The sequence below is a fragment of the Motilibacter peucedani genome (genome assembly GCF_003634695.1).
GTDB classification, from domain to species: domain Bacteria; phylum Actinomycetota; class Actinomycetes; order Motilibacterales; family Motilibacteraceae; genus Motilibacter; species Motilibacter peucedani.
Map to the genome: position 1 here is coordinate 176,840 of NZ_RBWV01000014.1, position 24,079 is coordinate 200,918.

Sequence of the window (24,079 nt, forward strand, 5' to 3'; positions counted from 1 at the left end):
GACTGCCCGATCGGGCAGCTAGCGGGCGAGCGCGAGCGCGAGCTGGCCGTCGTCGTCGATGCCGAGGCTCCGCCGCACCGAGTCGAGGGTGACCTCCACGGAGCGCGGGGTGAGGAACAGCATCTCGGCGATGCGCCGAGGGTCGTCGCCGCGCGCGGCCATCGTCGCGATGCGCCGCTCGGTGGTCGTCAGGCGTACGGCTGCCTCCTGCGCCTCGCGCACCTCGGCGCCCGCGGCGCGCAGGGCGGTGGCCGCCTCGGTGCGCAGGGCGTCGGCGCCGCAGCGCTCGGCCAGGTCGAGGCAGCGGTGCAGCAGGGCCTCGGCCTCGGCCGGGTCGGGCACCACCCGGGCCAGCGCCATCGTGGCGCGGGCCAGCTCGAGCCGGGCTCGGGTGGCGGCCAGCACGTCGACGGCCTGGCGCAGCGCAGGCTCGCCCGCGGCCCCCTGCTGCTCGCCGAGCAGTCGGAGCCCCCGCCCGAGGAACCGCGGCGAGCCCCACTCGCGGACGAGCTCGAGCTCCTCCTCCAGCAGGGCGACCGCTTCGCGCTGGGAGCCGAGGGCGCCGAGCGCCGCCGCGCGCAGCGAGCGCCACGGCGCCCAGACCGGGTTGCGGATCGAGCGCCCGAGCCCCGGCTCGGAGTCGAGCAGGGCGAGCGCCTCGACCGGCCGCCGCTCGGCGAGCAGCAGCGCGACCTCGGCCTCGGTGTTGAGCCGGGCGCCGTCGCCGATGCGCGCGCGCCAGCGCTTGGAGTCGAAGAAGGCGCGCGCCTGCTCGACCTGGCCGCGGTCGACCAGGACGCCGGTCAGGAACGCCTCGCCGTAGGACACGCCGATCGCCGGCCCGGCCCACTTCTCGCTCTGCCAGTTGGCCAGGCGCAGCGAGCGCTCGGCCTCGCGCAGGTCGCCCGCCCACCACTGGGCGTGCCCGCGCCACAGGTGCGTGGCCAGGGCGGAGAACAGCGAGCCCTGCGCGTGGGCGCGCAGCAGCACGTCGTCCCAGAACGCGTCGAGGTCCTCGTCGGCCATGTCGAGCAGGAACGCAGCGACCACCCAGAACAGCCCGGGGTCGGCGCTCAGGAGGACGCCGTCGGCAAGGCCCCAGCGCGCCAGCTCCTGGCAGCGCGGCAGGTCCCGGTTGTGGATCACCATGTCCCAGGCCATGGACACCGCGAGCATCCGCGCACCCGGTCCAGCCCCGACCAGCTCGGGCAGCGGCCCGTCGCCCCACCCCCGCGTCGGCACGGCGTGCATGTGGGCGCTGACCACCTCGAGGGCCAGCAGCGCCTGCCGGACGTCGACCAGGGCCTCGGGCAGCGCGGCGCTGGCCTCGCGGGCGAAGGCGGCGGCCTCGCCCGGGGCGGCGGCGAACACCAGCGTGTGGCACAGCAGCAGCGCCGCCTGCGCCTTGACCTCGACCTCGTCGGCGAGCGCGTAGGCCTCGCGCAGGTGCTCGATCGCCGCGATGCCGTCCGAGAGCGTCTCGACGCTGCCCAGCTCGAGCAGCACGCGGGCGCGCAGGGCGGGCTCGGGCGGCTCGCGCAGCGCGCGGGCGAGGTACGTGGTGCTGCTGTCGGGCGCGCCCCGGTCGCTCGCGATCGCTGCCGCCCGGCGCAGCGCCGCGACCACCTCGGGGCCGCCGCGGGCCGGCACGTGCATCAGGTGCGCGGCGACCTGCTCGGCCGTCGCGGTGCCCTCGGCGAGGATGCGGGACGCGCGCTCGTGGGCGAGCTCGCGCTCGCCCGGCGGGATGCTGCGGTAGACCGCCTCGCGCACCAGCGGGTGCACGAAGCCGAGCGGGTGGCCGTCGTGCAGGATCTCGGCGCCCGCGAGGCTGCCGACGGCGGCCGCGGCGTCCGGGTCGCTGAGGCCGGCGAGCGCCGCGACCTCGGGCAGCGCGGCGCCGTCGCCCAGCACGGCCACGGCGCGCGCGACGGCGCCGGCCGCGTCGGGCAGGCGACGCAGGCGCATGAGCACCATGCTCGAGACCGCCCGCGACCCGATCGCCGTCACCGTGCCGGCGTGCGAGGCGTCGGGGCGCACGCCGTCGCTCTCGAGCGCGCGCAGCAGCTGCCGGAGCAGCAGCGGGTTGCCGCCGGTCGTGCGGTGGCAGGCCGCCACGAACGCAGCGTCCGGCTCGGCGCCCAGCCGACGGCGTACGAGCCCGGCCACGCCGTCGACGCTCAGCGGGCCGGGCGCGACGGTGACCGAGGATGCGTCGTGCGCGACCTCGGCCACGAGCGCCGGCTCGGCCGGCTGCTCGCCCGTGCGCAGCGTGACCGCGACCAGCAGCGGCAGGCCGTCGAGCCGGCGGGCGAGGTAGGCGAGGAAGCGCAAGGAGGAGGCGTCGCACCACTGCAGGTCGTCGACGGCCAGCAGCACGCGGCGCTCGGCGGCGAGGTTCTCGACCAGCCAGTAGAGCCCGTGGAGCACCGCGAACGAGCTGTCGCTGGAGCGCTCTGCCGACCCGGTGTCGTCGAAGACGCCGGCAGCGGCAGCGGCAGGGCCGGCGAGCAGCCGCTCGCGCCCGGCCGGGTCGAGCAGCAGCGGCTCGAACAGCTGGCGCACCGCGCCGAAGGCGAACTCCCGCTCGAGCACGCTGCCGCGCGCGCCCAGCACCAGCGCGCCGCGCTCCTGCGCCGAGCGGCGGGCCTCGGCGAGCAGACGGCTCTTGCCGATGCCGGCCGGACCCTCGATGACGGCGACGACGCCCGCACCGTCGAGCGCGTCGTCGAGGCAGGCCGCCAGGCGCTCGAGCTCGGCGTCGCGGTCGACCATGTCGTCAGGGCCCGCCTCCTGGGCGCGCCGCTCGCGGGGCGGCGGCTGCGCAGCCCCCGGCGGCTGGAGGGGCTGGACGGGCTGCGCGGGCACCGGCTCGGGCGCCAGCGCGGGGTCCTGGGCGAGGATCTGCGCCTCGACCTCGCGCAGTGCCGGGCTCGGGTCGACGCCGAGCTCGTCGAGCAGCACCGAGCGCGCCGAGCGCAGCGCCGCGAGGGCGTCGGACTGCCGGTGCGAGCGGTAGAGCGCGAGCGCGAGCAGCCGCCAGCGCTCCTCGCGCAGCGGCTCCTCGGCGGTCATCGCCTCCAGCTCGGGCACCAGGACCGCCGCCTCGCCGGTCGCGAGCCGTGCCGCGAGCAGCCGCTCGAGCGCCACCGCGCGCAGCTCGTCGAGGCGCGCGGTCTCCGAGTCGGCCCAGCGCTCGCCCGCCCACTCGGTGTAGCCCGGGCCGCGCCACAGCGACAAGGCGCGCTCCAGCAGGTCGCGCGCCACCGCCGGCTCGCCCGCCGCCGTGCCGGCCGAGACCAGCCGCTCGAAGGCCCAGGCGTCGACCGCCTCCTCGGGCAGCCGGCAGGCGTAGCCGCCGCGCTCGCGCACGATGACCGAGGTCCGCTCGCGCGCGTCGCGCCCGGGCTCGAGGGCGCGGCGCAGGTGCGAGACGTACGACTGCAGCGCCCCCGCCGCTCCCGCGGGCGCCGACTCCCCCCACAGCAGGTCGATGACGCGCTCCGGCGGCAGCGCGGCACCCCGGGCGAGGAGCAGCAGCGCCAGCACGCCGCGCTGACGACGGCCACCCAGCTCGAGCTCCACGCCGTCGCGGCGGGCCGACAGGCCGCCGAGCACGGAGACCGCGAGCCCGGAGCCGGGTCCGGGCACCGCTGCAGCAGCGACAGGCACGAGCAGACCGTAGGACACGCGGCTCGCCCGGCGGGGCAGAACCGCCGCACGCGCTAGTGCAGCAGCCCCACCCGGCTCGGCGGCCAGAACCTCGCGACCGCCTTGCCGACGATGTTGCCGATCGGGATGGGGCCCACGAACCGGGAGTCCTCCGAGGCGCTGCGGTGGTCGCCCATGAGCCAGACGGTGCCCTTGGGCACCTCCACCGCGGAGAAGGGTGACGTGCCCTCCCAGACGTAGGGCTCGTCGATGCCGCGGCCGTCGACCGTCACCCTGCCCGTCGCGTCGCAGCACGCGACGGTCTCGCCGGGCAGCCCGATGACGCGCTTGATCACGTCCTTCTCGTCGGACTCCCGGGCGTAGGGCGTGCCGTCGGTCGAGAAGACGACGATGTCGCCGCGGGAGAGGTCGTGCCAGTGGTAGCGCGTCCGGTCGACCAGCACCCGGTCGTTGTCGGAGCAGCCCTCGCAGCCGTGCAGCGTGTGCTCCATGCTGCCCGACGGGATGTAGAACGCCTGCACCACGAACGAGCGCAGCAGCAGCGCTCCCCCGATGCCCACGACCGCGAGCGCCAGCAGCTCGGCCAGCGACGCGAGCCGGTTGCGGCGGCGCGCGTGCGCCCTCGCGTGCGCGCGGTGCCGGCCGCCCAGCCCCGCCCGCCGGTGGGCGGGCGCATCAGCGGCGCCGCCGCGGTGCCTGCCCGCCACCGCGCGGGTCAGCCGTGCGCAGCGGCGAGCAGCGCGGCGCCGGCGATGCCGGCGTTGTTGAGGAGGGCCGCGGGGATGATCTCGGTCTCGAGCGAGAGGTGCGGCAGGAACTTCTCGCTCTTCTTGCTCACCCCGCCGCCCACGACGAACAGCGACGGGGAGAAGAGCGCCTCGACGTGGGAGAAGTAGCGCTGCAGCCGCTTGGCCCAGTCCTGCCACGACAGGTCGTCGCGCTCGCGGGCCGCGTCGGAGGCCTTGGTCTCGGCGTCGTGGCCGTTGACCTCCAGGTGGCCGAGCTCGGTGTTGGGCACCAGCAGCCCGTCGGAGATGAGCGCCGAGCCGATGCCGGTGCCCAGGGTGATGACCAGCACCACGCCGTCGCGGCCCTTCGCCGCGCCGTAGGCCACCTCGGCGAAGCCGGCCGCGTCGGCGTCGTTGACCGCCGTCACCGACGAGACCCCGGTCGCCTCGCGCACGAGCGTGGCGACGTCGGTGCCGATCCAGCTGGGGTCGATGTTGGCGGCGCTGCGAGCGACACCACCGCGTACCACCGCCGGCACCGTGCACCCGATGGGTCCGGTCCACCCGAACGTCGCGGTGACCTCCGCGACCGTGGCGGCGACCGCCTCCGGGGTCGCGGGCTGCGGCGTGGGGATGCGGACGCGCTCCTCGAGGAACTCGCCGGTCGCCAGGTCGACGGGCGCGCCCTTGATGCCGCTGCCGCCGATGTCGACACCGAAGCCGGTGCCCTCGCGCGGACGCGCCAGGCCGGTGGTCCGGGTGCTCGTGGCCTCGCTCGACTCCTGCGTCATGGCTCATGCTTACCCCATCGGGTCTGCCCGGCACCGCAGGGCCCGGCCGTGTCGGGACTCCGGCGGCCGACGCTCAGCCGCTGCCCGCGAGCCGCAGCCAGCGGAAGCCGTAGCCGTGCAGGTCGACGCGCTCGAGCCCGAGCCCTCCCACGGCGTCGGTGTCGTCGTAGCCCCCGTCGCTGAACACCTGCGTGGCGCGGGCGCCCAGAGCACCGAGGTCGAGGACCGCCGGGCGGTCGGCCAGGTTGTGCAGGAACACCAACGAGCCGCCGGCGGCGTCGGCGCGGTGCGCGAGCACACCGGCGGGCGCGTCGTCGCCCACGTCGACGACGGCGTGGTCGCCCGTGCCGATCTCCTCGCACTCGCGCAGCGTGTGGATCATGCGCTCGAACCACGACAGCAGCGAGTGCGGGTCCTGCCGCTGCACCGCCACGTTGACGTTGTCAGGACCGAAGGCCTCGTCCTGCACGAGCGGGCGCACGAGCCGGTCCTCGGGGGCGGTGGAGAAGCCGGCCCCGGGTCCCGGCGCCCACTGCATCGGCGTGCGGATCGCCTCCCGCTGGGGCAGGTCGAGGTCCTCCCCCATGCCGATCTCGTCGCCGTAGCGCAGCACCGGAGTGCCGGGCATCGTGAACTGCAGGCTGTAGGCCATCTGCAGCCGGCGGACGTCGCCGCCGAGCATCGGCGCCAGGCGGCGCCGGATCCCCCGGCCGTAGAGCTGGTGCTCCGGCCGCGGCCCGAAGGCGGCGAAGACGTCGGCACGCTCCGAGGGCTGCAGCGTCGAGAGGTCGACCTCGTCGTGGTTGCGCAGGAACGTCGCCCACTGCCCGTGCTCGGGCAGGCGGGGCACGGTCGCGAGCGACGCGCGTACGGGTGTGGCGTCCTCCCGCGCCAGCGCCAGCATGGTCGCGGCGTTGAGCTCGAAGGCGAACAGCATCTGCAGCCGGTCGGCGACGCCGGACCCGGTGCTGAAGAACCGCTGCTGCTCCTGCTGCGGCACGTTGGCCTCGGCGAGCAGCAGGGCGTCGCCCTGGCGCCACGAGAGGCGCTGGCGCAGCTCGGTGAAGAAGCCGTAGTCGTGCTCGCCCTGGCCCTCGTCGGGGCGCGAGAGCTCGATGACGAACGGCGCGGCGTCGATGCGGAACCCGCTCACCCCGAGGCGCGACCAGAACCCGACGATGCGGTGAATCTCCTCGCGCACCGCGGGGTTCTCGATGTTGAGGTCGGGCTCGAAGTCGAAGAAGCGGTGGTGGTACCACCGGTCGACCACCGGCGCGTAGGTCCACGTCTCCTGCTGCACGCCGGGGAACACCATGCCCTCGGTGCGCGCCGCCGGCTCGTGGTCGGACCACACGTAGAAGTCGCGCCACGGCGACCCGGGGTCCGTCGAGGCCGACCGGAACCACGGGTGGGCGCTGCTCGTGTGGTTGACGACCAGGTCGAGCATCACCCGGAGGCCCCGCTCGCCGGCCTCGTCGAGCAGCTCGGCGAAGTCGCCCAGCGTCCCCAGCGCCGGGTCGACGCCGTAGAAGTCGGTGACGTCGTAGCCGCCGTCGCGCCCCGGCGAGGGGTGGATCGGGTTGAACCACAGGGTGGTCACGCCCAGGCGGGCGAGGTGGTCGAGTCGGGCGGTCAGCCCGGCGAAGTTGCCCGTGCCGTCGCCGTCGGAGTCCTGGAAGGTGTGGACGTCGAGGCTGTACATGACGGCGTTGCGGTACCAGCGGTCGGCCACGGTCGGCGCGCGCTCAGCTCGAGGTCCGCCTCGACGCGTTGGCCGGTGGGACCGGGTCGGTGCGCTTGCGGTCGCGCAGGTCGAGGCCGGTCGCGCCCGGCTTGGTGGACTTGTCGACCACGTCCTGGAGCTCGATGCGCTGCGGGCCGTCCCACCACGTGCGGGTGTCGCACTCGCCGCAGCTCATCAGCGTCACCGGTGTGCCGTCGGTCAGCTTCACGGCCATGCGGGTGACCTTGGTGCTGTGGCACTGGGGGCAGGCGGTCGGCACGTCGGGAGCCGGCTCGGTCGTGACCGGGCCGAGCGAGCGCCCGCCGGAGCTGCGCTTCCCCTTGGACATCGAGCTCATGCTGCGTTCCTCTCCCGGTCGACGACGTCTGGCGCACTGCCCGGCACTGCTCGCCCGCCTCCCACGGTTGGCACGACGGGCCGTCGTGCCGACAGGACCGTCACGACGGCCCATCGTGCCAAACGAGGGGCGGGGCTAGGGCTGGAGGATGACCTTCACGCAGTTGTCCTCCTTCTTCTGGAACATCTCGTAGCCCCGGGGGGCCTCGGCCAGCGGCAGCAGGTGCGTGGCGAAGTCCTCGGTGCCCAGCGGGTCGGCGTCGTCGACCACGAGGGGCAGGATGTCGTCGATCCAGCGCTTGACGTGGGCCTGGCCCATGCGCACCTGGATGCCGCGGTCGAACATCTCCATCATCGGCAGGGGCTCGACCTCGCCGCCGTAGACGCCGGAGATCGAGACCGTGCCGCCGCGCCGGACGCCCTTGAAGGCGGCGACGAGGGCGTCGACGCGGTCGACCGCCGCCTTGTCGATGAACGGCTTGGACAGCGCGTCCGGCAGCAGGCCGGCCGCGGTCTGCGCGGCCTTGGCCAGCGAGGCCCCCGGGCCGCCGTGCGCCTCCATCCCGACGGCCTCGATCACGGCGTCCGGCCCGCGGCCGTCGACGGTCTCGATCAGCGCCTCGGCCACGTCGTCGACCTGGGACAGGTCGACGATCTCGGCGCCGTGCTTCTGCGCCATGGCGATGCGCGCAGGCACGTCGTCGACGCCGATGACCCGCTCGACGCCCAGGTGCTTGGCGATGCGCACGGCCATCTGCCCGATCGGCCCGAGGCCGAGGACGGCCAGCGAGCTGCCGGGACCGACGTCGGCGTACTGCACCGCCTGCCACGCGGTGGGGAGCACGTCGGAGAGGTAGAGGAAGCGCTGGTCGCTCGGGCCCTCGGGCACCTTGATCGGGCCGAACTGCGCCTGCGGCACGCGCAGCAGCTCGGCCTGCCCGCCCGGCACCTGGCCGTAGAGCTCGGTGTAGCCGAACAGCGACGCGCCCTTGCCGAACTCGCGCACCTGCGTGGTCTCGCACTGGGCGAACAGCCCCCGCGAGCACATCCAGCAGTGGCCGCACGAGATGTTGAAGGGGACGACGACGCGGTCGCCGGGCTTGATGTGCGTGACCTCCGAGCCCACCGCCTCGACGATGCCCATCGGCTCGTGGCCGAGGATGTCGCCCGCGTGCAGGTAGGGGCCGAGCACCTCGTACAGGTGGAGGTCCGAGCCGCAGATCGCGGTGGAGGTGATGCGTACGATCGCATCGGTCGAAGCCTGGATCGTGGGGTCGGGGACCTCCTCGACCCGGACGTCGCGCTTGCCGTGCCAGGTGAGTGCCTTCATGGTCCCGCCCGTACCCAGCGAGAGGCGCTCTTGACCACCTCCCAGCCGTTCCGCCGCGTCGAGGTGGCGCCCGAGCGGCTCGCGCGCTGGCTGGCGACGTTCGCGGAGCGGCACGGCGGCGTACGCGTCGAGCCCTCCCCCGGGCTCGTGACCGTGCTCGCGGGCGACGGGTCGGTGGCCCGGGTCGAGGTGCCGTCACCGCCGCTCGCCGGCGCGGCGGACGCCGACCCGGTCGACCGGCTGGTGCGCCACGCCTCGCGCGAGCGGCGGCTCGGGCTGCTGCTCGTGCGCCGCGGCGGCTACGCGGCCGGCGTGGTCGTCGGCCCACGGGTGGTCGCGAGCAAGGTCGGCCGGCGCCACGTCCAGGGCCGCAGCGCCGCGGGCGGCTGGTCGCAGCAGCGCTTCGCCCGGCGCCGAGAGGGCCAGGCGCACGAGGCGGCGCAGGCGGCGGTCGAGGCCGCCGTGCGGGTGCTGCTGCCGGAGGCCGGGGGCCTGGAGGAGCTCGTGACCGGCGGCGACCGCGACATGCTCGCCGAGGTGCTGGCCGACCGGCGGGTCGCGCCGCTGCGCCCGCTCGTCTCGGCCCGCGTGCTGGCCGTGCCCGACCCCCGTCGCGACGTCCTAGAAGCGTGCGCCGCGCAGGTGCGCGCGGTGCAGGTGGACGTGCACGACGTGCTCCGCGACGCCGCCCGGCCCTAGGGCCGGCGCCAGATGTCCGGCTCGAGGTAGATCACCCGGGCGATCGGCTCGGCCGCCCGGATCGCCACCTCGGTCTCGTCGATGGCGGTGGCCACGGCGGCAGCGGTGTCGTCGTGGCGCACGGCGATCTTCGCCGCCACCAGCAGCTCCTCGGGCCCGAGGTGCATCGTGCGCATGTGGATGAGCCGCTCGACCCGTGGGTTGCCCTCGATGGCCGCCCGGATACGGGCGACCGACTCGGCGCTGGCGGCCTCGCCGAGCAGCAGCGACTTGGTCTCGACCGCCAGGATCGTGGCGATGCAGACCAGCAGCAGGCCGATCATCGCCGTGCCGACCGCGTCCCAGCGCCCCTCGTCGGTGAGCAGGGTGAGCCCCACGCCGAAGAGTGCGAAGACCAGGCCGACGAGCGCGCCGGCGTCCTCCAGCAGCACGATCGGCAGCTCGGGCGCCTTGGCGGTGCGCACGAACTCGACCCAGGAGCGCGAGCCCCGGGCCGGGTTGGACTCGTGGACGGCGGTGCGGAAGGAGAACCCCTCGAGGCCGATCGCGATGACCAGCACCACCAGCGGCACCCACCACCAGCGGCCCTCGATGGGCTCGGGGTGCTGCCACTTGTGGAAGGCCTCGTAGAGCGCGAAGAGCCCGCCGACGCTGAACAGCACCACCGAGACGATGAAGGCGAAGACGTAGCGCTCGCGGCCGTAGCCGAACGGGTGCGACTCGTCGGCGTCCTTGCGCGCCCGCTTGCCGCCGACCAGCAGCAGCAGCTGGTTGCCCGAGTCGGCGACCGAGTGGATGCCCTCGGCGAGCATCGAGGACGACGAGGTGAGGGCGAAGGCGACGAACTTGGTCGCTGCGATGCCGAGGTTGGCGCCGAGCGCCGCCAGGATGGCGCGGCTGCCGCCGTGCGAGCTCACGATCCGGCCTCTCGGGTGCGTCCGGCGACCTCGTCGAGCGCGAGGTCGGCCGCAGGGTTCACGCCGGTGGCCAGCGCGAGGTACGTGGTGGCGAAGTCCGCGAGCCCGACCAGCGCCGCGAGCCGCTGGAGGGCGCTCTCGCCCTCGCCGCGCAGCACGGTGAGCGGCACGCCGCGCCGCTCGGCGACCGTGCCGAGCGCGACTGCGCGGGCCGCCACCCGCGGGTGCTCGACCGCGTCGCGCACGAGCACGACGCGCAGCCGCAGCCCCGGCGGGGAGTCGAACGGGTCGCGGAAGATGTCGTCGCCGTCGTCGCTGGTCAGCGGGCCGTCGAGCACGGCCGCCCCGGAGTGGACGACGTCGGGCAGCTCCCCGAGCAGCGCGGGCAGCTTGGCGGCGGCGGCGAGCTGGGCCACCAGCCGGGCGCCGGCCGCGCTGGCCACGGGCGAGGTGCCCCACACGACCGGCAAGGTGCCGGCGAGCGCGAGGGCGAGGTCCTTGGCGGGGTTCAGCCCGACCTCGACCGAGGGCGCGCAGTCGGCGGCGAGCCGGTCGAGCACGTCGGCGGTGCCCGAGAGGTCGCTCGCCGGCACGGCCGCCAGGCCCAGCGCGTCGGCGACGACGAGCAGCGGCACGGCGAGCGACCACAGGCTGGCCCGCGCCGAGCGCCCGGCGCGCTGCACGGGCACGTGCAGCGCGCGCGCCTGCTCCCCGAGCGCGTGCAGCGGCGAGCCGCTCGCGGTGACGGTCACCAGGCGTACGCCGCGGCGCGCGGCCTCCTCGGCCACCGCCAGCGTCTCCTCGGTGCGCCCGCTCGCCGAGACCGCGAGGACCAGGTCGAGCGGGCCGACCCAGCCGGGCAGGGTCAGGTGGTGCACGCAGACGACGGGTACGGCGCCGACGGGCCCGGCGACCGCCTCGAGCACCGTGCCGGCCAGGCCGGCGGCGCCCGCCCCCGCGACGACGACCGCGCGCGGGCGGCCGTCGGCGGCGACTCGCCCGGCACCGGCCTCGGCGGTGGCGCGGGCCGCGCTGCGCACCTGGGCGCCCGCGGTGGCGCACGCGCGCAGCACCTCGCCGGGGTCGGCCGCCTCGATGCCGCTCGGGCTGTCGAGCAGCGCGTCGTCGGGCTGCAGCGAGCCGGTCACCGCGCCGCCCCTGCGGGCGTGGCGCCGCGCCGGCTCACGGGCGTCGCGCCTCGTCGAGCAGCAGGACCGGGATGCCGTCGCGCACGGGGAAGGCCAGCCCGTCGCGGGTGCAGACCAGCTCTGAGGCGGCGACGTCGACGCGCAGGGGCGCGTGGTCGTCGGGGCAGGCCAGGACCTCGAGCAGCCAGGGGTCGAGGCCGAGCTGCTCCGCGAGGCTTGCCGGGCTGGGTTCGCTCATGCCCGGACGATAGCCAACACCTCGTCTCGGAGGGCGGCCACCGCCTCCGCGTCGGCCGCCTCGACGTTGAGCCGGAGCAGCGGCTCGGTGTTGGAGGGGCGCAGGTTGAACCACCAGTCGGGCGAGCTCACGGTCAGGCCGTCGAGCCGGTCGGTCGTGACGCCCTCGCGCCCGGCGAACGCGGCCTCGACGGCCGCGGTGCGCTCGGCGACGTCGGAGACCTCGGAGTTGATCTCGCCGGAGGCGGAGTAGCGGGTGTAGTCGGCCAGCAGGCTGCTCAGCGTGGTGCCGGCAGGCGCCTCGGCCAGAGCCGCCAGCGTGTGGAGGGCGGCCAGCATGCCCGAGTCGGCCTTCCAGAAGTCGCGGAAGTAGAAGTGGCCCGAGTGCTCGCCGCCGAAGACCGCGCCCGTGCGCGCCATGTCGGCCTTGATGTAGGAGTGCCCGACGCGCGAGCGGAACGGCGTGCCGCCGTGCTCGCGGACGATCTCCGGCACCGCCCGGCTGCTGATGAGGTTGTGGATGACGGTCGCGCCCGGCTCGCGGCGCAGCTCGCGCACCGCCACCAGCGCCGTGATCGTCGAGGGGGAGACGATCTCGCCGCGCTCGTCGACGACGAAGCAGCGGTCGGCGTCGCCGTCGAAGGCCAGCCCGATGTCGGCGGACTGCTCGACGACCGCGCGCTGGAGGTCGGCCATGTTGGCCGGCTCGAGCGGGTTGGCCTCGTGGTTGGGGAAGTCGCCGTCGAGCTCGAAGTAGAGCGGCACCACCTCGAAGGGCAGGTCGGCGAAGACGGTCGGCACGGTGTGCCCGCCCATGCCGTTGCCGGCATCGACGACGACCTTGAGCGGCCGTGCGGCGGCCAGCGGCACCAGCTGGTGCATGTAGGCCGCGTAGTCGGCGAGCAGGTCGCGCTCGGTCACCGTGCCGGGCGTCGCGACGGCAGGGGGCAGCCCGTCGTCGAGGTAGCGGCTGACCAGCGCGGAGATCTCGGCGAGCCCGGTCTCCTGGCCCACCGGCGAGGCGCCGGGCCGGCACAGCTTGATGCCGTTGTAGGCGGCGGGGTTGTGCGAGGCGGTGAACATCGCGCCGGCCCGGTCGAGGGAGCCGGAGGCGAAGTAGAGCTGGTCGGTCGAGGCGAGCCCGATGTCGAGCACGTCGGCGCCCTGGCTCGTCGCGCCCTCCTCGAAGGCCCGCGAGAGCGCGGGCGAGGACGGGCGCATGTCCTTGCCGACCACGACGCTGGTGACGCCGAGGACCTGGACGAACGCGGCGCCGACGGCGCGGGCGAGGTCCTCGGTCAGCTCGGAGCCCACGAGCCCGCGGACGTCGTAGGCTTTGATGATCTTGGAGAGGTCGGCCACGCGCCAGAGCCTACCGGCGGCGCGTCAGCCGTCGGTGCCGCGCAGCACCCGCAGGTGGCCCCGCCGCCCGCCGCTGCCGGCCGGCTCTGCCCAGCCGCCCTCGGCCGGCCGGGCCGCCTCGCGCACGGCGTCGGCCAGCGCCTCGAGGTCGTCGACCGGCAGGGGCGGTGCGGCGCTGCCCAGCGCGAGGCGGACGACCTCCCAGCCGCGCGGCGCGGTCAGCCGCTCGGCGTGCTCGGCGCACAGGTCGTAGCAGTGCGGCTCGGCGTAGGTCGCGAGCGGGCCCAGCACCGCGGTCGAGTCGGCGTAGACGTAGGTGAGGGTCGCGACGGCCGGGCGCCCGCAGGCGGTGCGGCTGCAACGGCGTACCAGGCTCACGGCGAGAACCATAGGCCGCGCGGAGCCTCAGCGGCCGCACGCCACGCACGCGCGGGCGCTCGGCGTCGCGCGGCGCGCGTCACCGGGAGCGGCCCGGACCGGGCGACGGCACCCCCCCGCGCAGCTGGCTGATGACCTCGCCGAGGTACCACCGGCGCAGCGCGGAGTAGCGCTTGAGCTCGTGCCCGCCGGCCAGCAGCTCGCCGGTGTCGCCCAGGGCCTCGGCCTCCTCGACCGCGTCTCGGTAGCGCTCGGCGGCGCTCGCCGCCTCGGGCAGCAGGCTCAGCTCGAGCGTGGCGCGCTCGTAGCCCGCGGCCGAGGCGAGCATCGCCTGGCTGCGCAGCTGCAGGCGCCCGTCGCTGAACTCGTCGACCGCGGCGTCGAGGCGCCGGGCCAGGTGCACGACGTGCGGGTCGACGTGCTCGGCCCTCACCATCCGGCGCTCGTCGATCAGCACGAGCTTGAGCTCGCGGACGAGGTCCTCCATGTGCAGCTTGGCGGCCAGCAGCTCGCGCACCGGCACGTCGCGCAGCAGCACCCGGTGCGGCGCCCCGGGCCGCTCGGAGGCGGGGTCGTCGTGGCGCGCCCACATCTCGACCAGCTGGTCGGCGGTCGGCGAGGCCTCGTCGTCGTCGGGGAGCGCGCTCTCCTGCGCCCTCATCTCGAACCACACCGTCTTGCCGTCGCCCGGTCGCGGGTCGACGCCCCAGCGGTCGGTGGCCTGCTCGAGCAGCTGGAGCCCGCGCCCGCTCATCGCCTCGGCCCCCAGCGGCCCCGGCAGCGGCATGGTCGAAGAGCCGTCGTGGACCTCGACGCGCACGCCGTCGGGCAGGTCGAGCACGCGCACCTCGAACTCGGTGCGGGCGTGCAGGACCGCGTTGGCAGCCAGCTCGCTGACGGCGATCGCACCCTCCAGGGCGCGCTCGCCCATCCCCCGCAGCTCGAGGTGGTGGGTGACCAGGCGGCGCACCGTGCGCAGCACCGCCGCGTCGGGCGCGAACCGCTCGGAGAACGCCACCACGACCGAGGAGCGGCCGGGCGCCGAGGTGGCGTCGGCGCGCGCCGGGCCGGCCGGGCGCGCGCTCAGCGCGAGCAGCGCGATGTCGTCCTCGGCCGTGCCGGCGACCTCGGCCAGCAGCGCGTCGCACAGGTCCTCGGGGTCGAGGTCGGCCAGGCGCGCGGCGGCCGCGGCGAGCCAGGCCAGCCCGTCGTCGAGGCTGCGCCCGCGGCGCTCGACCAGCCCGTCGGTGTAGAGCAGCACCGTCGAGCCGGGGTGCAGCACGTGGCGGCGGTCGGTGCGGGGCGAGTCGGGGTCGAGGCCGAGCAGCAGGTCGGGGTCGTCGTCGAGCAGGCGCACGGCGCCGTCGGCGCCCAGCACGAGCGGCGGCAGGTGGCCGGCGTTGGCCCAGCGCAGCACCGACACGCCGCCCGCGGCGTCGTCGCCGGCCTCCTCCACCGGCTCCAGCTTGGCCAGCAGCGCAGTCGCCAGCGCCCCGACCTCGAGGTCGCGCATGGCGGCGTCGACGACGCCGAGCACCGACGACGGCGGACCGGGCAGCGTGTAGGCGACACCCCGCAGCAGGTTGCGCACCTGGCCCATCAGGGCGGCGGCGTCGCGGTCGTGCCCGGCCACGTCGCCGACCACCAGGCTGGTCGAGCCGTCGCGCGTGCGGAAGGCGTCGTACCAGTCGCCCCCGACCTGCACCTGCTCGGCCGCGGGCCGGTAGCGCACCACGATGCGCAGGTCCTCGGGCTGCTGGGGCTCGGTGAGCAGGCTGCGCTGCAGCGTCTCGGACATCTGGCGCACCAGCGTCGCGACCTGCTGCTCGGCCAGCCGCACCTCGAGACGCTCGAGCGCCTGGGCGCACTGGGCGGCGAAGGCGACCAGCAGGCCGGTCTCCTCGGGGCCGAAGGTGCGCGGCTGCGCCCAGGAGGCCGCGATCGAGCCCAACACCCGGTCGCCGACGCGCAGGGGCAGGGCGATCCACGCCTCCTGCCCGCTCGTGGCGTAGAGCTCGGCCATGTGCGGCGACCAGGCCAGCCCGGCGGCCCGGTCGCCCAGCACCACGAGCTCGCCGGTGCGCGCGGCCCTGGCAGCGGGGACGTCGGCGTCGAGCGGCAGCTCGACAGTGCGCTGCGCCGCGCCCGGGTAGCCGCTCGTGGTCAGCCGGACGACGCCGCGGGCGTCGTCGCGCAGGGCGAGAGCCCCGCCCTCGGCCGCGAGCGCCGCCAGTCCGCTGGCGAGCACCTTGTCGACGAGGTCGTCGACGGTGTCGGCGAGCGCCAGCTGCAGGACGGCGCCGGCGAAGCCGGCGAGCCGGCGCGAGGCGGTGCGCTCGGCCTCGAGGGCGCCGCGCAGCTCCTCGGCACGGCGTACGAGGTCGGCCTCGACCGCCTCGACGCTGCGGCGCGAGGTGGTGACCTCCGCCGGACCCGTCGCGGGCGGCTCGACGCCCTCGCGCGCGGCGCGGTCGAGCACGTAGTCGGTGACGTCCTCGACGCACTGGGCCAGCAGCACGCAGCGGCCTCCCGGGTCGAGCACGGGGGCGTTGACCAGCGACCAGTAGCGCCGGCGCAGGGCGCCCGACGCGTCGGGCAGGTCGTAGTGGACCACCGAGAGGCGCTCGGCGCGGCCGGTGTCGCGCACGCGCTCGAAGGAGGTCTGCAGCGGGTTGGTGCCGTCGGCCTCGAGCCGGTCGGGCGCAGGGGGGAACAGCTCGAACAGCGGCCGTCCCACGAGCTCGCCGAGGCTGCGGCCGGTCAGGCGGAGCAGGGCGGCGTTGGCGGTCAGGACGACCAGGTCGCGCGAGAGCACGAGGTAGGCGGTGGGCAGCTGGTCGAACAGCGTGTCCATCTCCAGCGCTGGCGCGCTCACGTCCCACCCCTCTCCACTGCTCCGACGTCGCGTCGCACGGCCCTGCCGTGCGACCTGTCCCCAACCCGCTGCGTCGGTGCCGGCCTCGTCTCGACCAGCGGAGTCCGCGCGCACACTCTGCCACCCACCGGCGGAGGGCCGCCGCGTGCCCGCCCTCAGCCGGGGGTGCCCGTGTCCAGCGGGGTGTGGCCGGCCGGCACGCGCTCGTGCTCCCGCACCGGTCCGGGCGGCGTCCCGTCGCCGAAGGGCCGCCCGCCGAGCTCCTCGCGCCCGTGCGGCGTGAGCCAGCCGTCGAGCAGCGGGCCCGCCGGCACGATGCCGGTCGGGTTGATGTCGCGGTGCACCTCGTAGTAGTGCCGCTTGATGTGCACGAAGTCGACCGTGTCGCCGAAGCCCGGGGTCTGGAACAGGTCGCGGGCGTAGGCCCACAGCACCGGCATCTGCTCGAGCTTGTGCCGGTTGCACTTGAAGTGGCCGTGGTAGACGGGGTCGAAGCGCACGAGCGTCGTGAACAGGCGTACGTCGGCCTCCGTGATCGTGTCGCCGACCAGGTAGCGCTGGGTCGAGAGCCGCTCGGAGAGCCAGTCGAGCCGGTCGAACAGCCGGGCGTAGGCCCGCTCGTAGGCGCGCTGCGAGCCGGCGAACCCCGCGCGGTAGACCCCGTTGTTGACGTCGGCGAACACCACCTCGTCGACCGCGTGGATCTCGTCGCGCAGCGCCTCGGGGTAGAGGTCGGGCGCGCCCTCGCGCTGGAAGGCGGTCCACTCGGTCTCGAGGTCGAGCGTCATCTGCGCGTAGTCGTTGGTGACCACCTGGCCGGTGGGCACGTCGACGATCGCCGGCACCGTGATGCCGCGCTCGTAGCCCGGGAAGCGGGCGAAGAACGCCTCCTGCAGCCGCTCGATGCCCAGCACGGGGTCGCGGCCGCCGGGGTCGAGGTCGAAGGTCCAGCTGCGCGAGTCGTGCGTCGGGCCGGCGATGGCCATCGAGAGCGCGTCCTCGAGCCCGAGCAGGCGGCGCACGACCACGGCACGGCTGGCCCAGGGGCACGCGCGGCTGACGACGAGCCGGTAGCGCCCCGCCTCGACGGGGTAGCCGTCGCGGCCGTCGGCGGTGATGCGGGTGGCGATGTAGCGCTGGTCACGGGTGAACTCGCCGCCCGGGATGACGTAGCCGCTGTTGCCGCTGAGGTCCGGTGTGGTGCTCATGCGCCCAGCAGCCAGGAGCCGGGTGCGGCCAGCGCGTCGGCCTCGGCGGGTCCCCAGGACCCGCGCGCGTAGGGCAGGGGGTCCGGTCGCGCGTCGAGCAGCGGGGCGGCCACCTCCCACACGTGGCGCAGGCCGTCGGGACGGGTGAACAGCGAGCGGTCGCCGCGCAGGACGTCGAGGATCAGGCGTACGTAGGCGGGCAGCGGGTCGGCCGCGGGCACCGAGCACAGCGGCAGGGTCGAGGTGGCGGTCTCGACCACGTCGTCGGCGCCGGGACGCTTGAGGACCATCGAGACCTCGATCGCACCGTCGCCGGACAGGTCGAAGGTGAGCACGTTGCCCTGCGCGGGGACGCCGCTCACCAGCTCGTCGGAGTCCTTGAGCACCAGGCTCACGCGCTGGGCGCTCTGCGCCAGCTGCTTGCCGGTGCGCAGCAGGAACGGCACCCCGTGCCAGCGGCCGGTGTCGACCCAGAGCCGCGCCGCGACGTAGGTGTCGGTGCGCGAGCCCTCTTCGACGCCCTCGATGTCCTGGTAGCCCTCGAACTGGCCGAGCACCACCTCCGAGGGGTCGAGCGGCCGGAAGGCGTCGATGACCGTCTCGCGCGCCTCCTGCAGGTCGTCGGCGCCCATCGACACCGGCGGCTCCATCGCCACCTCGGCCGCCAGCTGGAACAGGTGTGTCACCAGCATGTCGAGGGTCGCGCCGGTCTCGTCGTAGAACTCGACGCGGTCGGCGACGTCGAGCGTCTCCGGCACGTCGATCTGCACCTGGGCGACGTGCTCGGCGCTCCAGACCTCGCTGAGCAGCCGGTTGGCGAAGCGGGCGACGTGGAGGTCCTGCGTGGCCTCCTTGCCGAGGAAGTGGTCGATGCGGAAGACCTGGTCCTCCTGCCACACCTCGTGGACAGCGGCGTCGAGGCGCTCGAAGCTCTCCATCGAGGTGCCGTAGGGCTTCTCGTAGACGACCCGGGCGCCCTCGGCGAGGCCGTGCTTGCCCAGGGCCTCGGTCAGCCCCTCGAACGCGCTCGGCGGGACGGCGAGGTAGTGGATGCGCTGGGGCGACCCGCCGAGCTCGCGCTCGGCCTCCTCCAGCACGTCGAGCAGGCTGCCCGGGTCGTCGGAGCTGAAGCCGCCGCCCGCGAAGCGCAGGCGGGTGCGGAACTCCTCCCACGGCCCCTCGCCCGGCTTCGGCCCGAACTCCTCGAGCACCTCGCCCACGTGCTCGGCGAAGTCGAGGTGCGACACGTCGCCGCGTCCGTTGCCGACCAGGACCCACTGCTCGGGCAGCAGGTCCTCCTGGGCCAGGCGGAAGAACGCCGGCAGCACCAGCCGGGCGGCGAGGTCGCCGGTGGCGCCGTAGAGGACGAACACGGTGGGCTCTGAGGGACGCGTCTCTGTCACGGGTGTTGCCTGCCCAGCGCGGGCGCTGCCGACGCATCGGCACCGGCGCCAGTACGCTGCCGCTCGTGGATGCTGCCGCGCGACGCCGCCGGCGCGACCGGCACGGGCGCGGTCTGCGCGGGCCGCTCAGCCCGCCGGGGCTGCCGCTGACCCGCTCGCGCGCGCAGGTGTTCGACGAGATGGTGCTCGACGCCGTCGAGCACCTCGAGCGCCGCTGGGAGGACCAGCTGCGCGGGCTCGAGGTCGCGGTCGAGGACGTGCCGCCCACCGACGCGCCGCCGCAGAGCCCCGACCCGGTGCCGCTGGGCCGCGCGTTCCCTTCCACCGGGGCGCTGGCCGCCCGCATCGTGGTCTACCGCCGCCCGCTCGAGACGCGGGCGCTCGACCGGCGCGACCTCGCCGACCTGGTGCAGGACGTCGTCACCGAGCAGGTGGCCGAGCTGCTCGGGCTCTCGCCCGAGGCCGTCGACCCGGGCTACGGGCTGGCGGGCGAGGACTAGCTCGCCGGGCTCCTCAGGAGCCGGAGCCCAGCCGCAGGTCCTCGACCGCGGCGGGCACCCGCACCACCTGCGGCTGCGGGTGGAGCGCGAGCGCGGTGATCAGCGGCCCGTCGCTGCCGGCCTCGCGCAGGGTGCCGGCGCTCCAGACCGGGCCGGAGCCCTCGAGCACCTGCACGAGCACGCCGTGCGCGTAGACGCCGACGGCCGTGTCGAGCTCGAGCTGCACGGTGCGCCCGGCCTCGACGCGCACGGTCCTCGAGCCGCCGGCCACGGCCCGGCCGGGTCGGGCCAACGGCGACACGCGCACCGTCGCGCCCGCCTCCGGGGCGCTGAGCGAGAGCTCCGCGAAGCGCCCGGTGCCGGTCGCGACGTAGGGCAGCACCGCGCGCTCCCCCGCCCGCGTGGGCTCCGCGGCCGGCAGCGACGCGGTGTCGGCCGGTGCGGTGCCCGAGCCGACGGCGGCCCCCTGCCGCTCGAGCACGGAAGCGGTGACGGGGACGTCGGACTCGAGCAGAAGTCCGGCGGGCGTGCGCCCGGCGAGCTCGGAGACGTCGACGCTGGCGACGGTGCCGGCGTCGACGGCCACCGCGCTGACGGCGTCGGGGTGCAGGGTCGCGTCGACGCCCAGCACCGAGACGCGCACGACCGCGCCGCTCGAGCCGGGGGCGACGATGCGCAGCGTGCGGGTGCCGGAGCCGCCGAGCACCCCGGGCACGACCTGGCGGGTGGCGGGCGCCTGCGACGGCGCCACCCAGTCCCAGCCCAGCTGCTGCAGGCCCTGTGTCTCGCTGACCCGCAGGGCGGAGGCCACGCGGCCCTGCCGGGCGACGACGTGCAGGGCGTAGACGTCGGCGGGCAGCTCGGCGTCGAGCCGGACGACGCGCTGACCGGTGGCGCCGACCACGAGGTCGCGCAGCGCGCGCGACCCGATCGGCCCGTCAGGCCCCCAGGCGACGACGTCGACGAGCGCGGGCGCCGGGTCGGGGTCGGAGAGGTACAGGGTGGTGGTGCGGCCGACACCGCCCGCTCCCCCGACGAACCAGGCGTCGGTGCTGGGCGCCGCGCAGTCCACCAGGCCGGTGCCGCGGGCGGTGGCGCTGCCCGCGGCGCTGGTGGTGTCACCGGCCGGGACGCGGGTGAACTGGGCCGCGGCCGCGCCCGGGGCGAGCGCGCCGGTGGCCCGCACCACGACCGGACCGGTACGCGGTGGCACGACCGCGTGCAGCAGCTCGCCGCGCGTGGTGACGACACCGGCCCGCCCGCCGCCGGGCAGCGCGTCGCCCTGCAGCCGGTTGCGGCCGAGCAGCTGGCGGGCGAACAGCTGGCCGCGGGCCGGCGCGGTGCGTGCCGACGGCGACACCGCGGCCACGACCGAGGACGCCGCACCGGAGGACGCCGCGCTGCCCGATGACGCTGCGCTGCCCGATGACCCTGCGCTGGTGACCGGGTCGGGGCAGGCCAGCGCCGCGGCGGCCACCGGGGTCGTCGTGGCGCGCGGGGCGCGGGCTGCGGCGGGGCCGGCCTCGCCGCGGGCGGCCTGCGCACCGACCACGCCGCCGGCGAGCAGCAGCCCGACGGCGGCGAGCGAGAGGACCGGGCGACTCATGCAGCGGCCTCCCGGCCTCGACGGGAGCGCAGCGGCAGGCACAGCAGCAGCACGACGCCGAGGAGCACCAGCCGTGCCGACCGCTCCGTGCGCTGCGCGGCGTCGGAGTGGTGCAGGTGCAGGGTGCCGCCGCCCGCGGGCACGGCGAAGGCCTGCGCCCACGGCGTGCTCGCCGGAGCGGGCACCGGCTCCAGGGCGGTGCCGTCGACGCTGGCCCGCCACCCGCCGTCGGCCGGCTCCGCGAGCACGAGCAGCCGGCCGGCGGGGCCGGGCGCCAGCTCGTCGGTGGCGCCGACGCGCCGGGACTCCAGCGCCGCGGTCGTGGCGCCGGACGCGTCGGTCAGGCGCAGCCGGGCGGCCACGCCGGCCGTGCGGTCGGCGGCGACCTCCCAGAGCGCGTCGGGGTCCTGGCGCCCGGTGCGGGCCAGGCCGGGGGTTCCGTCGAGGGCGCGGAGCAGGGCGGGGTCGAGCGGTGCGCGCAGCACGACGTAGCGGACGGCGAACCCGGGCAGGTGCGCGGCGGAGCTGCCGCCGCGGCCGGAGACCAGGTCGGCGACCGCGGCGCCGAGAGCCCGCTCGGCGGCGCTGCTGCCGGCGCCGGCCTCGGAGCCGAGCGCGGCGCCCTGCCCGCGGTCGAGGGACCAGCGCACGGCTGACGCGGTGCCGGAGAGCACCAGCGCGCGCGGGTGCTCCGGCCCGGCCAGGTCAGCGCTGACGAAGGAGGGCAGCGGCGCGCCGGTCCGGTGCAGGGCGCTGCCGCGCGCGGACAGGCCGGGCACGCCGGGGTCGAGCACCGCAGCGGCGACGCCGACGGGGGCGAGGCCGGCGGCGAGCGCCAGGGCCGCGCACCCCAGCTGGCGCCAGCCGAAGCTGGTGCCCCGCAGCCGCTCCCGGGCGCCCTCGGCGCCCAGCGCCGCGGCGACGACGAGGGCCGCGCCGGCGACCAGGAGCGACGCCCCGGGCCACGCCGGAACCGGGCTGCCGGCCACCGGGCCGGGGAGCCGCACGGTGGTGGTGAGCCAGGCGACGGCGAGCGCGGGGAGCGCGAGCGCCCAGCACACGCGTACGGCGCCGGCCCGTCGGCCGGGCAGCAGCAGCGCCGCGAGCGCCGCGGCGAGCAGCGGCGCGCAGAGCACGAGCGGGTAGGCGCCGGGACCGCCGGGGTGGAGCAGCAGGACGTCCCAGGGGTCGAGCCGGGCGTCGGCGAGGCCGGGCAGCGCCCAGCCGGCCTCGCCGACCCAGCGCGTCCACGCGGTCGGGTCGGAGGCGAGCGCCCGGGCCTGGGGCAGCAGCAGCCCGACGGGCACGGCCAGCGCGAGGGCGAGCCGCGCGGCCAGGCCGCCCAGCCGGCGCGGCCGTGCCAGCGAGGCGGCGAGCACGACGAGCGCGCCGGCCGCGGCCAGCGCCCACACCACCGGAGCGCCCGCCGACACGACCGCGAGCAGCAGCCCGGCGCCGGCGGCCGACTGCCAGCGCAGCGAGCGCCCCGAGCAGGCGCAGGCCGCCAGGCGGGCGGTGGGCGGGAGGAGGACCGCCGCGACGGCGGTGCCGACCCGGCCGGCGGCGCCCGCGCCGACGACGGCCGGGAGCAGCGCGTAGGCGCCGGCTGCCCAGGCCCGCAGGCCGCGGCCGGCCACGAGCGGCGCCAGCGCGACGTAGGCGGCCAGGCCGGCGAGCGGGACCGCGCCGAGCAGCACGACGTCGAGCGCCACGGCCGGACGACCGCCGAGCGCCGCGGACAGCAGCGCGAAGGGCGCCAGCCAGTCGGGCCCGGCACCGGCGCGCCCGAGCCCGACGGGCTGCCAGGAGCCGGTCAGCGCGTGGAGCAGGTCGCCGAGCGAGCCGGGCGCCACCCCGGCGGCGCCGCCGACGACGCGCCCGCGGCCGAGCAGGTCGCGGCCCGACCACAGCGCCGTCGCACCGAGCGCCGCGACGAGCAGCAGCGGCGGGCGCACGACCTGCCACGGGGTGGCCCGGCGCTCGCGCTGCGCGCCGGGCGCGAAGACGGCGCCGGCCGCGTCGCGCACGAGCCGCACGGTGGTGCCCGGCCGGGCGAGGTAGGGGCGGACCGCCGCGTGCGGGTCGCTGCGCAGGCGCCAGCGGCGCCAGCGGCCGGCCACGAGCAGGTCGGGGCGGCCCAGGGCGCCGGCGAGGGCGACCAGCTGGGTCGCGGCGGCGCGGGGCGCTCCGGCGAGGACCAGCGCGAGCGCCCGGGCGCAGGAGGCGGCGACCAGGCGCACGAGCAGCACGGGCAGCAGCCAGGGCGCGCTGTTGAGCAGCAGGGCGCGCAGGCCGGCCTGGCGGTCGGCGCGCAGGGCCCGGCCGCGGACGGCCGCGAGCGGGCGCAGGCCGCGTCGGGCGGCCTCGGCGTGGCGGACGACGGCGTCGGTGGTGCAGACGACGCGGTAGCCCGCCGAGCGCGCTCGCCAGCCCAGGTCGAGGTCGTCGCGGAACAGCGGCAGGGCCGGGTCGAGGCCGCCGAGCCGCTGCCACACGTCGGCGCGCACGAGCATGCCGGCGGTGCTGACGGCGAGGACGTCGTGGACGCCGTCGCGCTGGCCCTGGTCGAGCTCGTCGGGCTCGAGCCCGGTCTCGCGCCGGGCGCCGGCCGAGATGCTGACGCCCACCTCGAGCAGGCTGCGCCCGCCGCGCCCGCCGACCAGCTTGGGCCCGAGCACCCCCGCGCTCGGGTCGGCCGCGGCTGTGGCGAGCAGGGCCGCGAGGGCGCCGGGCTCGGGGGCGCAGTCGTCGTGGAGGAGCCAGTGGAACCGGTCGCGGTCGAACCCGGCGACCGGCGGCCCGGCGTGCGCGAGGGCGGCGGCGACCGACGCGCCGAAGCCGCTGCGCCGGTCGACCTCGACGACCTCGGAGACCTCGCCGCGCGTCCGTGCGGCGTCGAGCAGCGCCCGGGTGCCGTCGCGGCTGCCGACGTCGACCGCGACGACGCGGTCGGGCGCCCGGTGCTGGAGCGCGAGCCCGCGCAGGGCCCGGGCCAGCCACTGCTCGCCGTCGTGGCAGACGAGCACGGCGGTCACCTGGACGCCGTCTCCGGCGCCGCAGGCGCCGTCGGAACCGGCCTCGACGGGCCGGCGCGAGGCGACCAGGCCCAGCTCTCCGGTGTCGGGGGCGAGTGTCATCCGGGGCG

The 24,079-nt window shown here is 76.5% G+C and carries 18 protein-coding genes; 2 read left to right on the plus strand and 16 right to left on the minus strand.

What is annotated here, in order from left to right; translation table 11 throughout:
- Positions 1-18: 18 nt before the first annotated feature.
- From CLV35_RS15865 to CLV35_RS15890, 6 genes are all read right to left on the minus strand, one after another.
- Positions 19-3,672, minus strand: coding sequence for a BTAD domain-containing putative transcriptional regulator (locus tag CLV35_RS15865; RefSeq protein WP_231121925.1), 3,654 nt, complete (start codon positions 3,670-3,672; stop codon positions 19-21).
- A 53-nt stretch (positions 3,673-3,725) separates the two neighbouring features.
- Positions 3,726-4,379 (minus strand): signal peptidase I, encoded by a 654-nt coding sequence (gene lepB, locus CLV35_RS15870; RefSeq protein WP_183062029.1) that lies wholly within the window; start codon positions 4,377-4,379, stop codon positions 3,726-3,728.
- Between the two features lie 8 nt (positions 4,380-4,387).
- Positions 4,388-5,191: a polyphosphate--glucose phosphotransferase gene (gene ppgK, locus CLV35_RS15875; RefSeq protein WP_121194480.1), complete on the minus strand. Its 804-nt coding sequence runs from the start codon at positions 5,189-5,191 to the stop codon at positions 4,388-4,390.
- A gap of 73 nt (positions 5,192-5,264) precedes the next feature.
- Entirely contained in the window at positions 5,265-6,923 is a 1,659-nt protein-coding gene (locus CLV35_RS15880; protein WP_121194481.1) for an alpha-amylase family protein, read from the minus strand.
- 13 nt (positions 6,924-6,936) lie between these two features.
- A complete protein-coding gene (locus CLV35_RS15885; protein ID WP_121194482.1) occupies positions 6,937-7,272 on the minus strand; it encodes a hypothetical protein in 336 nt (111 codons plus the stop codon).
- A gap of 135 nt (positions 7,273-7,407) precedes the next feature.
- Complete coding sequence (locus CLV35_RS15890; protein ID WP_121194483.1) at positions 7,408-8,601, minus strand: zinc-dependent alcohol dehydrogenase; 1,194 nt, start codon at positions 8,599-8,601, stop codon at positions 7,408-7,410.
- Positions 8,602-8,631: 30 nt separating this feature from the next.
- Here CLV35_RS15890 and CLV35_RS15895 point away from each other — a divergent pair, with 30 nt between their 5' ends.
- The gene (locus CLV35_RS15895) at positions 8,632-9,300 is read left to right on the plus strand and encodes an acVLRF1 family peptidyl-tRNA hydrolase (RefSeq protein WP_121194484.1); all 669 of its coding nucleotides are present in this window, start codon (positions 8,632-8,634) and stop codon (positions 9,298-9,300) included.
- Here the strand turns inward: CLV35_RS15895 and CLV35_RS15900 are convergent.
- The 8 genes from CLV35_RS15900 to CLV35_RS15935 form a co-directional block, all read right to left on the minus strand.
- Positions 9,297-10,217 (minus strand): cation diffusion facilitator family transporter, encoded by a 921-nt coding sequence (locus CLV35_RS15900; RefSeq protein WP_121194485.1) that lies wholly within the window; start codon positions 10,215-10,217, stop codon positions 9,297-9,299. The two genes, CLV35_RS15895 and CLV35_RS15900, sit on opposite strands and share 4 nt — an antisense overlap.
- A complete protein-coding gene (locus tag CLV35_RS15905) occupies positions 10,214-11,365 on the minus strand; it encodes an SIS domain-containing protein (protein WP_231121927.1) in 1,152 nt (383 codons plus the stop codon). Before CLV35_RS15905 ends, CLV35_RS15900 begins: the two co-directional genes overlap by 4 nt.
- Positions 11,366-11,399: 34 nt before the next feature.
- Complete coding sequence (locus CLV35_RS15910; RefSeq protein ID WP_121194486.1) at positions 11,400-11,603, minus strand: Trm112 family protein; 204 nt, start codon at positions 11,601-11,603, stop codon at positions 11,400-11,402.
- Positions 11,600-12,964, minus strand: a complete 1,365-nt coding sequence (locus CLV35_RS15915; protein ID WP_121194487.1) for a phosphomannomutase/phosphoglucomutase — start codon at positions 12,962-12,964, stop codon at positions 11,600-11,602. The genes CLV35_RS15910 and CLV35_RS15915 overlap by 4 nt, the downstream gene beginning before the upstream one ends.
- Before the next feature lie 24 nt (positions 12,965-12,988).
- The gene (locus CLV35_RS15920; RefSeq protein WP_183062030.1) at positions 12,989-13,342 is read right to left on the minus strand and encodes a DUF3499 domain-containing protein; all 354 of its coding nucleotides are present in this window, start codon (positions 13,340-13,342) and stop codon (positions 12,989-12,991) included.
- Between the two features lie 79 nt (positions 13,343-13,421).
- Positions 13,422-16,217 carry an ATP-binding SpoIIE family protein phosphatase gene (locus CLV35_RS15925; RefSeq protein WP_147431994.1) on the minus strand — a complete coding sequence of 932 codons (2,796 nt, stop codon included), beginning with the start codon at positions 16,215-16,217 and terminating at the stop codon, positions 13,422-13,424.
- 155 nt (positions 16,218-16,372) lie between these two features.
- Positions 16,373-17,425 carry a glutathione S-transferase family protein gene (locus CLV35_RS15930; protein WP_121194490.1) on the minus strand — a complete coding sequence of 351 codons (1,053 nt, stop codon included), beginning with the start codon at positions 17,423-17,425 and terminating at the stop codon, positions 16,373-16,375.
- The gene (locus CLV35_RS15935) at positions 17,422-18,828 is read right to left on the minus strand and encodes a glucose-6-phosphate dehydrogenase (protein ID WP_231121929.1); all 1,407 of its coding nucleotides are present in this window, start codon (positions 18,826-18,828) and stop codon (positions 17,422-17,424) included. The genes CLV35_RS15930 and CLV35_RS15935 overlap by 4 nt, the downstream gene beginning before the upstream one ends.
- A gap of 65 nt (positions 18,829-18,893) precedes the next feature.
- Between CLV35_RS15935 and CLV35_RS15940 the strand changes: the two genes are divergently transcribed.
- On the plus strand, positions 18,894-19,328 hold the full coding sequence (locus CLV35_RS15940; RefSeq protein WP_231121931.1) for a metallopeptidase family protein: 435 nt from the start codon (positions 18,894-18,896) through the stop codon (positions 19,326-19,328).
- A gap of 13 nt (positions 19,329-19,341) precedes the next feature.
- On the opposite strand, the gene CLV35_RS15945 is transcribed toward CLV35_RS15940, so the two are convergent.
- Positions 19,342-20,934 carry a DUF5719 family protein gene (locus CLV35_RS15945; RefSeq protein WP_121194492.1) on the minus strand — a complete coding sequence of 531 codons (1,593 nt, stop codon included), beginning with the start codon at positions 20,932-20,934 and terminating at the stop codon, positions 19,342-19,344.
- On the minus strand, positions 20,931-24,071 hold the full coding sequence (locus CLV35_RS15950; protein ID WP_121194493.1) for a glycosyltransferase family 2 protein: 3,141 nt from the start codon (positions 24,069-24,071) through the stop codon (positions 20,931-20,933). Before CLV35_RS15950 ends, CLV35_RS15945 begins: the two co-directional genes overlap by 4 nt.
- Positions 24,072-24,079: the final 8 nt, after the last annotated feature.

Bases quoted from the DNA above. Each gene is read 5' to 3' on its own strand.
- CLV35_RS15890 (WP_121194483.1), bottom strand. From the start codon at position 8,601: ATGAAGGCACTCACCTGGCACGGCAAGCGCGACGTCCGGGTCGAGGAG.
- CLV35_RS15930 (WP_121194490.1), bottom strand. From the start codon at position 17,425: ATGAGCACCACACCGGACCTCAGCGGCAACAGCGGCTACGTCATCCCG.
- CLV35_RS15945 (WP_121194492.1), bottom strand. From the start codon at position 20,934: ATGAGTCGCCCGGTCCTCTCGCTCGCCGCCGTCGGGCTGCTGCTCGCC.
- CLV35_RS15910 (WP_121194486.1), bottom strand. From the start codon at position 11,603: ATGAGCGAACCCAGCCCGGCAAGCCTCGCGGAGCAGCTCGGCCTCGAC.
- ppgK (WP_121194480.1), bottom strand. From the start codon at position 5,191: ATGACGCAGGAGTCGAGCGAGGCCACGAGCACCCGGACCACCGGCCTG.
- CLV35_RS15885 (WP_121194482.1), bottom strand. From the start codon at position 7,272: ATGAGCTCGATGTCCAAGGGGAAGCGCAGCTCCGGCGGGCGCTCGCTC.
- CLV35_RS15950 (WP_121194493.1), bottom strand. From the start codon at position 24,071: ATGACACTCGCCCCCGACACCGGAGAGCTGGGCCTGGTCGCCTCGCGC.